Genomic DNA, 12,936 nt, shown 5'->3' with positions numbered 1-12,936 from the left:
AATCGTCTCTTCTTTTCATTTACGTATTGCTTACCTGCATTGTTTGACGCTGTTGTCGCATCGCTACACGCTTTTCGCGATGCTTTTTCCGAGATGGTGCAGAATCATAAAGCTGCTGTTCTTCAGGTGTAGTTGGATATACCTTTGGAACCGGAATTGGCCTCCCCGCTTCATTCACAGCTACCATTGTTAGGAATGATTCGGTAGTAAGCTTTTCCTCATGCTTAATTAAATCCTGTGCAACTACTTTTACATAGACCTCCATAGAACTTGTTCCTGTATAGGTTACATAGGCTTCCAAGGTTAATGAATCTCCTGCCTTAGCGGATGAGAGAAAATCAACCGAATCAATAGAAGCTGTAACAACCGCACTCTTTGCGTGCTTCATTGCTGTTAATGCTGCAATTTCATCGATATATGCTAGCACCTTCCCACCAAAAATAGTATCCAAATGATTTGTATCTGGCGGCAAAACTAATCGCGTTTGCACTGTTTTTGTTTCACTTATTGTTTTCTTCTGCACTCCGTTTCCTCCCTATAGTGAAGCTTCAACCCGCGGTGATTCTTCTATCCCACACTAATTGTTCGTTGAGCACAACATGCAACGTGCAACTTGACCCTCACTTAAGTAGCAGGCTCATGGGGAATAAAAAAAGAACCTTTCTAAGATGATATAGAAGGTTTTCGGCCTAGTCGAAATACACATGTATCCTAACATGCATCATTTCGTCACACCCTCCTATCTCCCGTAGGAAAAAATGTCCTTCCGCATGGCAGGTTTCCTGGCTCTGCTTCAACGAATCGCTTACCTTCCCAATTTCTAATGAAATCAGTGGTGTATACAAGTCGATTCTTCACATTACAGTGGCGGGACCGCGCTGGACTCACACCAGCTTCCCTTTTCAACCTTGCAAGCAAGGTCACCATGTGGCGATTATTTAATTTTTGTTCCATTATTTATTGTAACATAAGGGATCTTATTCTACATAAATTGTTACTTTTCTATACTATTTCTGCCCGCTTCATATGCTTTTCCTTCTTTAAGGAACTTCGACAAAAATACACGCAACTCCTTTTTCCTAACATTAGATGTAGCAAAAAAACACCTTTGATTCAAGGCCAAAGATGTTTTGAATGCGTGTTATATTTTTTTAATCGTAAAGTGGTCACGAAGCACGGCCCAATTTTGTGGAAAGTCATTGCCTAGCACCCAATAACTAACACCTCGCAAGCCATAATCCTGCACCAACTTATATTTCGCAGCCATGCTTCTTGCATCCTCAAACCATACTTCATGCTGTTGTCCATTTTCATCTGTATAGCGGAAAAACGGAGATTGTGCCACCATATCATATTGAATCGCTGCTCCATATTTTAGAGCAAGCTGTACTGCCTGCTGTGGACTAACTGAAGTGGCAAAGGTTCCTTGTACCCATGGGATTTTCCAATCACGGCCATACAGTGGCATACCTACAACTACTTTATCTCGCGGAATTACTGTTACTGCATAATCAAGAATATCCTTTACCTTATTAAGTGGTGCAATGGCTCGCGGTTCTCCTCCTGCCCACCCCCACTCATAGGTCATTAAAATGATAAAATCTACTATTTGTCCTTGTGCTTTATAGTCATGTGCTTCATACAATAAGCCTTGTTGCTCTCCGCGCTCCTTTGGGGCTAATGCTGTTGAAACTGTAAATCCTTCTGGATGCAACCGAGAAACGGTCTTTCGTAAAAAAGCATTGTAGTTTTCTCGATCCTCTGGGTATACATATTCAAAGTCGATATTCAAGCCACGATAGCCTTTCCCTTTCATCGTTGAAACGATATTTGTAAGGAGTTTATCTTGAACATCTGCGTTACGAAGAACTGCAGCTGCTAAATCCGAATCGAATTTTCGATTTTTGAAATTAGTAATCACTAAAAGCGGCGATACCTTTGTAGTTCGTGCTGCATCTAAAATCGTTGTATCCTGAAGTACACTAATTGTTCCATCTTCCTTTACCCGGTGCATAAATGGAGATAAATACGTGAAATTTCTTCCTAATACGAGCACTTCCTCTGCCCCTTGCTCATTAATCTCAGTTGTGTATGCGTTGACCTCCTTCGTCGGCTTTTTTGGCAAAGGAATTCGCAGCATTTGCCCTTGATTAATAAGTGATGGATTAGCTATTCCATTTACGGCAGCGAGCTCATTAACCGTAATCCCATACCGTTTGGCAATTTGCCACAATGACTCCCCTGGCTGAACTTGATGAGTGGTATAAGGCAATTGCAAAACTTCCCCAATATAAATTAAAGATGGATTTGTAATATTATTTACGCTAGCAAGGGATTCAACTGGTATGTTTAACCGTCTTGAAATCTCCTCCAAGCTATCGCCAGCCTGCACAACATATTCCCGCCCTCGCTCTGGAATAACTAATGCTTGCCCAACAACAAGTGCACTTGGATCCTTGATTTCATTTGCTAATACAATCTCGTTTAAATCCGCATTATATTGCTGGGCAATTCGCCAAAGTATATCGCCACGCTTCACTACATGTATTTTCATATCCTTCCCTCCCAATCTTACATATCTACCTATCATGTTATTCATTGTGAATTTGTCCCGGTACCATGTAGCAAATAAAAGCCCACTAGATTGGAAAAAGACGTGGCCTAGGAGGGTAGGGCTGTTCAGCATTAAACGTATCATAATGTAAGTTAATACATGATATAGTGCAGAGATTAATAAACGCTTGAAAAAAAATCAGGAAGTAAATTCACCGCTCTAAGGCAATTAGATTTCTCTTTTTCACAATCCTTGTTCCATCTATCAGGATCATACCTACAACCACAAAAAACTACCCACTTTATTAAATGGGTAGTTTTGAATAATATTTCTTTATCTATGCCTAGTCATGATGTTCTCTGAAGGATGACAACCTTTAAATAGTTTCCTTCTGGATAAGCTGAGATCGTTTGGAAGTCAGCAGGAAGGGAAAATTCCTCCAAAATCTTATAAGAAGCATTCATCTCGCGAAACGCCTTCTCGATAAACCCTTTGAATTTATTCATTCCAAAAGAGGCATTGTTTGTGGATGCAACAATGAAGCCATCCTCCTCTAAGATAGCAACTGCTTCTTTCAATAGCATCGGATAATCCTTTGCAGTTGAAAATGTTCGTTTTTTCGATCGGGCAAAGCTTGGCGGATCTAGGATTATCATATCGAAGGTGAAGCCTTTCCGTTTGGCATATTTAAAGTAATCAAATACGTCCATGACAACAATATCCTGCACTGCAACATCAATTCCGTTAACTTCAAATTGTTCAACGGTTTTCGGCTTGCTTCGCTTTGCTAAATCAACACTAGTCGTTTTTCGAGCCCCACCAAGTGCAGCCGCTACCGAAAAAGCTCCTGTATATGAAAATGTATTTAGCACATGCTTTCCGTTTGCATACTTTTCTCGAATCGCTTGGCGAACCTCACGTTGATCTAAAAATATGCCAACCATGGCACCATCATTTAAATACACCGCATAGTGCATGCCGTTTTCCTTCACGATGATTGGGAAGGTAGGACGTGTTCCTTTTACGAAATCATCATCTTCAATATATTGTCCTTTATGATCAAACCTCTTTTTCTCATAAATTGCTTGATAATCGACAACCTGTTCGAATGCCTCTAGTACTTCTTCCTTATATGAATAAATTCCAAGGCTATACCATTGCATTAAATAACAGCCATCAAAATAATCAATCGTGAGACCACCGATACCATCGCCTTCTCCATTAAAAACGCGAAAAGCAGTCGTATTCGGATCTGTGAAAAATGACTTTCGCTTGGACAAGGCCTTTTCTAGCTTTTGCTTAAAAAAAGACACATCAATGTCCACCTGTTGATCGATTGTTAATGCCCAACCTATACCTTTGTTTTGAATCCCATAGTATCCCTTCGCAATCCACTTTCCATGTGCCGATTTCAAATGAAGGATCGCTCCCTCTTTGCCTTCTAGCTCATTCTCAACAATTGCGTCCTTATGTATTAATGGATATCCTTTTTGAAAGGATTTTTCATATTTATTTTTTACGGTTACTTCGATAATCGCTCTATTCATTTTATCCAAACCAATCTCTCTTTCATTTGTATGCTGATATAGTCCCACTTTTTTCTCCATATTGTACGTTTATCTGGCAATAACGAAAGCTCACATCGGGAAGCAATCGTTTCTACTAAATCATCAACGGTTTTCCCATCGGTTAAAAGATGGATGCCAAACTGCGTGTCTTGTAAGCTTTGCAGTCTCCCCTGCATTTGTCGATAACTCCAGCTCCGACTGCCTTCCAGCCGTTTTCGTAATCGTTTCGCTATTGTTTGCGGAGATGCCATTAATGCAAAGTGGTGAACGTTTCTTCCATCACGTCTTAGTTTTCCTATGATCTCATTAAAATATGATGGGTTTGTCAATGTCATTGGGACGATAATGGGACCATTATACGTCTCTGATATATGGTGCAACAGCTTGTAATTCGCCTCACGCCAGAGCGAATAATCTTGAAAGTCAGCTTCTGCCATAACTCTCGGTATATTCGCCATGAAAACAGCACCGAAATGCTCTGGATCATAAACAATTGCCTGGTCCAAGCGCCTCTTTAATTCAAATGCAAGCGTCGTTTTGCCAACGCCAAAGGTGCCATTCAACCATATAATCATCATGAAAACCCCTTTATTCTTTCCTTCTAGCTTACCACAAAAAGCTAGCCTAAAAGCGCCTCATACAAACTTTTTTGAAACATCCTATTCATCTTCTGTTCATATTCAACACTTAAAATAAGAGCATTGAATAAGAAGGAGATGAATTACGATGCTTACATTTATTCGTAACATTGTCGCATATACGAGTAGCAGAAAAGGAGCAAAGGTAACACTTATTGCCTGGATAATGGCTGTCCTTTTATTTACGGTTTTAGCCCCGTCTGCAAAAGATTATGAATCAAACAGTACGGAAGGAAGTATAGCAGGAAACACCCCATCAGAAATCGCACAACAATTGGAAAAAGAACAGTTTCCATCCAAGGATGGACTAACTGCCTTGCTCGTATTTCACAAAAAAGAGACATTTTCAGAAACAGATAAGGAAAAATTTAATCAGCTTAGTCAATGGTTTGCCTCTGAAAACAAGCCAGAAAATGTTGCAAAGGCACTCCCATATCACAAATTCCCTGAGCATGTGCAAGCGCAATTATTTTCAGAAGACAAAACAACGCTTCTTTTCAATGTAACGTTAAAGGAAGGAATCTCAACCGATGAAACCCATGACACCTTAACACGAATATCAGATCAGGTTACTGGACTAGGGCTGGATCACATGCAATTTGAGATTACTGGACCAGCTGGTATTTCTGCGGATACGATTACATTATTTAAAAACGGTGACTTTGTTTTAATGGCAGCAACAGTAGTATTAATATTTATCCTATTAATATTGATTTATCGCTCACCACTTCTAGCGATTACTCCGCTTATCATCGCTGGATTAGTATATGGTGTTGTTGATCGAATACTAGGAATGGCAGGAAAATTTGAGTGGTTTGCAGTGGACAGCTCTGCTGTTTCTATTATGCTTGTACTACTTTTTGCCGTATTAACCGATTATAGCTTATTTGTCTTTTCAAGATATCGAGAAAAGCTCTCGCAAATAGAGTCGAAGTATGATTCGATGTCTCAAGCAATGTATCATGTTGCGGAACCTATCTTCTTTAGTGGGGGAACAATCTTCCTAGCAATGCTTACTTTGTTTGCTACAATATTTGAACCGTATCATGCTTTTGCGCCAGTATTTTCTATCGCTGTAGTTATCATTTTGATCGCTGGAATAACGCTCATTCCGAGTATTTTTGCTTTAATGGGACGAAAAGCCTTTTGGCCATTTATTCCAAAGGTTAATAACGAACAAGAAAAAGAGCATAAGTTTTGGGGAATGATCGGACAATTCGTTAAAAAACATCCAGCATTTCTCGCGGGCTCTCTTTTAATTGTTCTCTTAATTGGAGCTTTTCAAGTCCCAACAATGAACTATTCTTTTAATATATTAAAGTCATTCCCAGATGACATGTCTTCCCGTCAAGGGTTTGAATTACTAGAAAACCATTATCCTGCGGGAGAATTAGCACCTGTTACAATTATTTTAAAAACAGAGGATAGCATTGATGCCGATTCGACATTTTTGCAACGTGTTTCTAAGCTAGTTGAAAAACTAGCAGCAGAAAATAATGTAAGTAAGGTTTCTCCCGATTTAGAACCAGCGATTATTCAAGGAGAAAAAGCATTGCCGAACAACTTTTTATCCGAAGATGGGAATGCTGTAAAGCTAGAGCTAACCTTAGAAAGCAATCCATATGAGCCGAAGGCGTTGCAAACACTGGAACAACTTCGGGATAAAGAAGAAGCATTATTAGAAGCAAGCGGATTATCTAATCACTTTGAATTACATTATAGTGGTCAAACAGCTACACAGCTTGATGTCCGAGATATGAATACACGTGATACCATTGTTCTCTTTTCGATGGTCATCGCTTTTATCACCATTGTATTAGGCTTCCAAACCCGCTCCTTCTTGTATCCGATTCTCATGGTTGGCAGTATTCTATTATCCTATGTTGCAACACTAGGATTTAGCTGGTGGATGTTCGAACATTGGTTAGGCTATACGTCGATTAGTTATCGCTTGCCGGTGTATACCTTTGTCTTTATGATCGCCTTGGGGATTGATTACAATATAATGCTCGTATCTAGAATTAAAGAAAAAGCAAATGAACTCCCTTGGAATGAAGCAGTAGCTGAAGGGATTCGCTTAACGGGAGGAGTCATCTCCTCAGCAGGACTAATATTAGCAGCTACCTTTGCCGTCTTAATGACACAGCCGTTACAGGAGTTATTCCTATTTGGCTTTACCATGGCATTTGGTATTCTACTTGATACGTTCATTATTCGTGGAATGTTCTTCCCGTCGATTTTGCTATTAACAAAGCCAAAATCAAAGCAAAAGAATAGCATAAAGCACAGCAAATAAACGCTTTTAAGGGCAGTTCCTCATCTTTTAATAGATGTGGACTGCTCTTTTCTATACATTTATACGGTTTCACCTTGTTGGTCGTTGTGATTACTGCTACTATCTTCTTAATACTAGTTTCTTATGGTTGTATAAACGGAGGAGGCTTTGTTATGAGTGAAATCGCACGTATAAGACAATTTGGCTTCGAGCTCGACGAGGAACCGAAAAGTATTTATCCATTCTCACCTGTTTACCGAATAAATCAATATATTGTGAAGCGAACACAAGCACCATTATCGCGTGCAACACGATTAATGAACTTCACAACTTTTCTCCATAAGCATGGGATTGATATTGTTATTCCAGTTTCGCTTCCTACTGCTAATCCACAGCAGGTAGACGAGAAAGAAGTATATGTTGTTTATCCATTTATATCTGGAGAAACGTATCGTGGTACCATACATCAAATAAGAGATGCCGGTAGCTTGCTTGGAAAAATCCATGCACTGTCACCGAAAGAAAACACCTATCTGTTAGATACATATGATGTTTTTGATTTTACCCTGGAAGAAGTAGAGGAAAGCATACAAAAAATTAGCCAGCATGTGGAAAAGAAGGGGCTCCCTTTTGACCTAGCGTTTTTACATAAGGTTTTGCTTGAAGCAGTTACACAGCAAGAACAATTAAAGACGTGCACGCTGCTATCCGTTGCATCTCCATATGATTATAAGGCGAATAATCTCATCTACACACCGAAGCCTTATGTCATTGACCCCGATAATGCAACATGGATTCCGCGCATATTTGATCTTGCGCTTTCTTTACTCCTTTTTCACAATGAATTATCCACAGCTCCTGACAGGGTTTTTACACCGAACGAATGGAACGTATTTCTAAATGGGTATCAGCAGTCGGTTCAACTAACGGAACGAGAAGTAGAGCAATGGTCAATCGCCTTAAAGCATATTTTTCTGGATGAAGTGATGTGGTTAATGGCAGCATATGAGGAAGATTGGGAAAATCATGCCCAGCAAAAGCTATTTCAAAGCTTACTCCACCTTTTGCAAAACATGGAAGCTTATTCACTTAAAAAAGCATAATTTTAACGATGTATTTGACCACTACGAATTTTAGTTGTTCACATTTTATCCACAATCCTATACTATCAACAATGGAAGCGTTTCTTTAATCCTTTCAAACGCTTCCAAATAAAAGATTGCTCAATATTTCACATAAAATTAATGGAAATAACAAATAAACCTTTATATAATATAGATGTAAGTTATAGAACGTTTTTATTTATGCTCACCATTTCACAATATTAAAGGAGGAATTTCCATGACTCAAGTAGAAAAAGCAAAAGTGGCAGATGATGCTTCCAAAATGATTGATAAGTTGGCAGCAAACGCTGTACATGCATTAGAAGAGTTAAAGCAATTAGATCAAGAGACAATCGATCGAATTGTAAAGGAAATGGCATTAGCTGGATTAGATCAACATATGCACCTGGCAAAAATGGCTATTGAGGAAACTGGGCGAGGCGTATTCGAAGACAAAGTCATCAAGAATATATTTGCAACGGAATATATTTATCACAATATAAAATACAACAAAACGGTTGGTATTATTCATGAAAATGAACAAGAAGGGATTGTCGAGCTAGCAGAGCCTGTAGGAATAATCTGCGGCATCACACCTGTAACAAACCCTACATCAACAACAATGTTTAAAGCACTTATTTCAATAAAGACAAGGAATCCGATTATATTTGCTTTTCACCCATCTGCACAAAAATGTAGCAGCAGAGCCGCAGAAGTACTTTATAATGCAGCAATTAAAGCAGGCGCTCCAGAAGATTGTATTCAATGGATCGAATATCCTTCAGTACAGGCAACAAAGGCTTTAATGCATCACAAAAACATCTCATTGATTCTCGCAACTGGTGGTGCAGGTATGGTGAAATCCGCATACAGTTCAGGAAAGCCTGCACTTGGTGTTGGACCAGGAAACGTTCCTTGCTATATCGAAAAAACCGCAAAAATTAAACGCGCAGTAAATGACCTTATCTTATCTAAAACATTTGATAATGGAATGATATGTGCTTCAGAGCAAGCTGTTATCATCGATAAGGAGATTTATCCTGCTGTTAAACGTGACTTAGAAGCAAACAATTGTTATTTCTTAAACGACGAGGAAAAAGCCAAAGTCGAAAAACTCGTAATCAACCCTACTACATGTGCGGTTAATGCTGATATCGTCGGAAAGCCTGCATATGAAATTGCAAAATTAGCAGGAGTGAAAGTAGCGAAGAATACAAAAATCCTCATTGCTGAGCTAACAGGAGTTGGTCCTGAATTTCCATTATCACGGGAAAAGCTTAGCCCAGTATTAGCCTGCTATCGAGTAGAAAGTACTGACGAAGGATTTAGAAGAGCAGAAGAAATGCTTCACTTTGGTGGATTAGGACATTCTGCTGTCATTCATTCTACAGATCAAAAGGTCATCGAAGCGTATTCGCTCCGAATGAAGGCCGGACGAATCATTGTTAACTCACCGTCCTCACAAGGTGCAATCGGGGATATTTACAATGCCCATATGCCTTCCCTAACATTAGGCTGCGGGACATTTGGCGGAAATTCTGTATCATCAAACGTCAGCACTGTACACTTGATGAACATTAAAAAAATGGCACGGAGGAATAATAATATGCAATGGTTTAAATTACCTCCAAAAATATACTTTGAAAAAAACTCGATTCAATATTTAGAAAAGATGCCGAATATCACGAAAGCATTTATTGTTACAGATCCAATGATGATTGAGCTCGGCTATGTCGACAAAGCACTCTATTATTTACGAAAACGTTCGGACTATGTCCATTGTGAAATATTCTCTGATGTTGAACAAGATCCCTCTATTGAAACCATTCAAAAAGGAACTGCTCAAATGCAGCAGTTTAAACCAGATGTAATTATTGCACTTGGTGGAGGATCGCCAATGGATGCCGCTAAAGCAATGTGGTTATTTTACGAATATCCAGATGTAGAATTTAATGATTTAAAACAGAAATTTATGGATATAAGAAAAAGAATCGTCAAGTATCCAAACCTAGGAAGAGAAGCTAAATTCGTTGCGGTACCAACAACTTCTGGTACAGGATCAGAAGTAACATCCTTTACGGTCGTGACAGATAAACAATCGAACACAAAATATCCATTAGCAGATTATGAACTCACACCAGATGTAGCAATTATTGATCCACAGTTTGTCATGTCCGTGCCGAAGGAAGTCACTGCCGACACAGGAATGGATGTTCTGACACACGCGATCGAAGCTTACGTTTCTAGCATGGCAAATGATTATACAGATGGGCTTGCCATTAAAGCTATTCAGCTTGTTTTTGAATATTTACCAAAGGCATACCACAACGGGAATGATGAAGTTGCTCGAGAAAAAATGCACAATGCCTCTACCATTGCGGGAATGGCATTTTCCAATGCATTTTTAGGAATCAATCATAGCTTAGCGCATAAATTAGGGGCAGCTTACCAAATCGCCCATGGACGAGCAAATACTATTTTATTACCACATGTGATCCGATATAATGCAAGCAAGCCTGAAAAATTTGCTACGTTTCCAAAATACGAATACTTTATTGCTGATCAACGGTACGCAGAAATTGCCCACACACTTCACCTTCCTGCAAGCACCGTTGAAGAAGGGGTCGAAAGCCTAGTACAGGCAATTATCAATTTAGCAAAAGAGTTAAATATTCCAATGAGTATCAAGGAGGCGGGCGTTGTGAAAAAAGACTTTGAAGCAAATGTAGATCAATTAGCCGAGCTTGCCTTTGACGATCAATGTACCATCTCCAATCCGAAGCTGCCTTTAGTGTCCGAATTAGCAGACATCTATCGCCAAGCATATAAAGGCGTCTAAGCGAATCGCTTTCCTGCAAAAGGATGCTCTAACGTCTAAACAAGACGATGAGCATCCTTTTTTGTATACAACAGTCGTATAGAAACAGATAGACTACCGGTCAATTCCATATTCCGCACTTAGTTACAGCAACTCATTTTAAGATGGCAGCATTCTTATAAAAGTGAGGAAGTGTTGGAACAATTAGCTGTTGTTCTACCATCTTTTCATACTGCTCTTCATTCGCCCACATAATATCAACTACTTCTCCCTGCTGCAGCTGCAAGTCCGAAAGTGAGGGGTTCGCAGGAAACAGCCAGTAATCTGAATGGTGCGTGGAGGCAATTTTTGAGAAGACAAAGGTCCCCTTTCTATCGTCTAGCTGCAATCCAATTTCTTCCTCCACTTCTCTTATTGCCCCTTCCAAGCTAGACTCCCCTGCTAATACAGAACCACCTGTACATTCCCAAAGCCCTCCAAATGACTTGTTAGGGTCCCTTTTTGATAATAAAACCTCTCCCTTTTCATTTTGAATCCATACATGTACTACAAGGTGATAGAACCCTTCATCAATCGGAACACCTCGGACATGGGTTTTCCCTATTTTATTCCTTTTCCGATCATATAAATCCCATATTTCCATATGTCTCCCACCCATCCAACGATTTCTGTATTATCCAATCCTTTTCCTATTATCCATGATACATCTTTTTATTGTTTTACAAAATCTCGTCCCTTCCAACATCTATTACTTTTTTCCACTCTTTAATTGGTATATGATATGAGAATAAGAACTTTAACTTTTTCAATTTTGGGGGTAACTTCTATGACAATGAAAAAAACACTAACCCTTGCCGGTTCTGACTCAAGTGGTGGAGCAGGCATTCAAGCGGATTTAAAAACCTTTCAAGAGCATGGAGTATACGGAATGACCGCACTAACATCCATTGTAACAATGGATCCAAACAACTATTGGAGCCATGGTGTCTATCCGATCGATGTCGATGAGGTTGAAAAACAATTAAATACGGTCTTATCCGTGGGAATAGATGCAATGAAAACTGGAATGCTTGGTTCTGTTGATATTATTGAGCTTGGAGCCAAAAAAATCGATGAACATCACCTTACAAATTTTGTACTCGACCCTGTTATGGTATGTAAAGGGGAGGATGATGTATTACAGCCAGAAAACACAGATGCAATGCGAGAACTGCTTTTACCTCGTTCCATCGTTACGACTCCTAATCTATTTGAAGCAGGACAGCTAGCTAAAACTGGGCGAATCAAAGACATTGAAGGTATGAAGGAAGCTGCAGTTAAAATTCATGAGCTTGGTGCAAAAAACGTCGTAATTAAAGGCGGAAAAGCACTCGAACATGAAAAAGCAGTTGATTTATTCTATGATGGAAAGCAATTTGTTTTAATGGAAAAAGAAAAAATAGACACCCATTACAATCATGGTGCTGGATGTACATTTGCAGCAGCAATTACAGCTAATTTAGCGAATGGAAAATCGGTCCAAGAAGCAGTTTCCGCAGCAAAGGATTTTGTTACTGCAGCAATCAAGCACGGTTGGAAGCTAAATCAATACGTTGGCCCAGTCATGCACGGCGCATACAACCGTTTTGGAAACTAAGTATAAAAGAAAATGATTCTTTATATAAATACACACACGAAATATTCATGAACCTAAATTAAGTTTTGGAGAATTAAAAAAATTATTATGCAGTTGAAATGGGCGAACCTCCTTGAAAAAGGAGGTCGCTTTTTTTCTACGTGCGATGTGACGCTGTCTTGTCCTTTGGGAACAGCGACAGGGGAAGGCAGGCTATAATAGCTACATCCTCTGTTTCTTGATTGAGTTTGGAGTATTCTTGATCGTTTGAGGCTGTTTCTTGATCGAGTTGGGGTGTTTCTTGATCGTTTTTGAGGGTAGTGTCAAGAATTCTGTGTAAGCATTATTTTTTCATTCTCCGTCAA

Annotated in this window: 9 protein-coding genes and 1 riboswitch; of the genes, 4 read left to right on the top strand and 5 right to left on the bottom strand. The window is 39.3% G+C overall.

The annotated features are described in order from the left end of the window. Positions 1-19 precede the first annotated feature (19 nt). From SPK86_RS14865 to SPK86_RS14850, 4 genes are all read right to left on the bottom strand, one after another. Entirely contained in the window at positions 20-523 is a 504-nt protein-coding gene (locus tag SPK86_RS14865; RefSeq protein ID WP_284141411.1) for an acyl-CoA thioesterase, read from the bottom strand. A gap of 232 nt (positions 524-755) precedes the next feature. Next, positions 756-943: riboswitch (cobalamin riboswitch) on the bottom strand. A gap of 198 nt (positions 944-1,141) precedes the next feature. Further along, complete coding sequence (locus SPK86_RS14860; protein WP_330949731.1) at positions 1,142-2,554, bottom strand: LysM peptidoglycan-binding domain-containing protein; 1,413 nt, start codon at positions 2,552-2,554, stop codon at positions 1,142-1,144. A 347-nt stretch (positions 2,555-2,901) separates the two neighbouring features. Then, positions 2,902-4,101 carry a class I SAM-dependent rRNA methyltransferase gene (locus tag SPK86_RS14855; RefSeq protein ID WP_330949755.1) on the bottom strand — a complete coding sequence of 400 codons (1,200 nt, stop codon included), beginning with the start codon at positions 4,099-4,101 and terminating at the stop codon, positions 2,902-2,904. After that, complete coding sequence (locus SPK86_RS14850) at positions 4,098-4,700, bottom strand: AAA family ATPase (protein ID WP_330949730.1); 603 nt, start codon at positions 4,698-4,700, stop codon at positions 4,098-4,100. Before SPK86_RS14850 ends, SPK86_RS14855 begins: the two co-directional genes overlap by 4 nt. Positions 4,701-4,848: 148 nt before the next feature. Here SPK86_RS14850 and SPK86_RS14845 point away from each other — a divergent pair, with 148 nt between their 5' ends. The 3 genes from SPK86_RS14845 (at position 4,849) to adhE (ending at position 10,977) form a co-directional block, all read left to right on the top strand. Next, the gene (locus SPK86_RS14845; RefSeq protein WP_330949729.1) at positions 4,849-7,056 is read left to right on the top strand and encodes an MMPL family transporter; all 2,208 of its coding nucleotides are present in this window, start codon (positions 4,849-4,851) and stop codon (positions 7,054-7,056) included. 152 nt (positions 7,057-7,208) lie between these two features. Further along, positions 7,209-8,138, top strand: coding sequence for a phosphotransferase (locus SPK86_RS14840; RefSeq protein ID WP_284141408.1), 930 nt, complete (start codon positions 7,209-7,211; stop codon positions 8,136-8,138). A gap of 238 nt (positions 8,139-8,376) precedes the next feature. Further along, entirely contained in the window at positions 8,377-10,977 is a 2,601-nt protein-coding gene (adhE, locus tag SPK86_RS14835; RefSeq protein WP_284141407.1) for a bifunctional acetaldehyde-CoA/alcohol dehydrogenase, read from the top strand. Between the two features lie 133 nt (positions 10,978-11,110). Here adhE and SPK86_RS14830 read toward each other — a convergent pair whose 3' ends face one another. After that, on the bottom strand, positions 11,111-11,599 hold the full coding sequence (locus tag SPK86_RS14830; protein WP_330949728.1) for an NUDIX hydrolase: 489 nt from the start codon (positions 11,597-11,599) through the stop codon (positions 11,111-11,113). Positions 11,600-11,782: 183 nt separating this feature from the next. Here SPK86_RS14830 and pdxK point away from each other — a divergent pair, with 183 nt between their 5' ends. Then, positions 11,783-12,592: a pyridoxine/pyridoxal/pyridoxamine kinase gene (pdxK, locus tag SPK86_RS14825; RefSeq protein WP_330949727.1), complete on the top strand. Its 810-nt coding sequence runs from the start codon at positions 11,783-11,785 to the stop codon at positions 12,590-12,592. Positions 12,593-12,936: the final 344 nt, after the last annotated feature.

The organism is Virgibacillus sp. MG-45 (genome assembly GCF_036409425.1).
Taxonomy (GTDB): Bacteria; Bacillota; Bacilli; order Bacillales; family Amphibacillaceae; genus LDC-1.
The sequence above is the reverse complement of the archived record's forward strand: the minus strand, read 5'-3'. Positions and strand labels throughout refer to the sequence as shown.

Excerpts from the sequence above, each read along its gene's own strand:
- pdxK (WP_330949727.1), top strand. The coding sequence starts at position 11,783 with ATGACAATGAAAAAAACACTAACCCTTGCCGGTTCTGACTCAAGTGGT.
- SPK86_RS14850 (WP_330949730.1), bottom strand. The coding sequence starts at position 4,700 with ATGATGATTATATGGTTGAATGGCACCTTTGGCGTTGGCAAAACGACG.
- SPK86_RS14860 (WP_330949731.1), bottom strand. The coding sequence starts at position 2,554 with ATGAAAATACATGTAGTGAAGCGTGGCGATATACTTTGGCGAATTGCC.
- adhE (WP_284141407.1), top strand. The coding sequence starts at position 8,377 with ATGACTCAAGTAGAAAAAGCAAAAGTGGCAGATGATGCTTCCAAAATG.
- SPK86_RS14845 (WP_330949729.1), top strand. The coding sequence starts at position 4,849 with ATGCTTACATTTATTCGTAACATTGTCGCATATACGAGTAGCAGAAAA.
- SPK86_RS14830 (WP_330949728.1), bottom strand. The coding sequence starts at position 11,599 with ATGGAAATATGGGATTTATATGATCGGAAAAGGAATAAAATAGGGAAA.
- SPK86_RS14855 (WP_330949755.1), bottom strand. The coding sequence starts at position 4,101 with ATGAATAGAGCGATTATCGAAGTAACCGTAAAAAATAAATATGAAAAA.
- SPK86_RS14840 (WP_284141408.1), top strand. The coding sequence starts at position 7,209 with ATGAGTGAAATCGCACGTATAAGACAATTTGGCTTCGAGCTCGACGAG.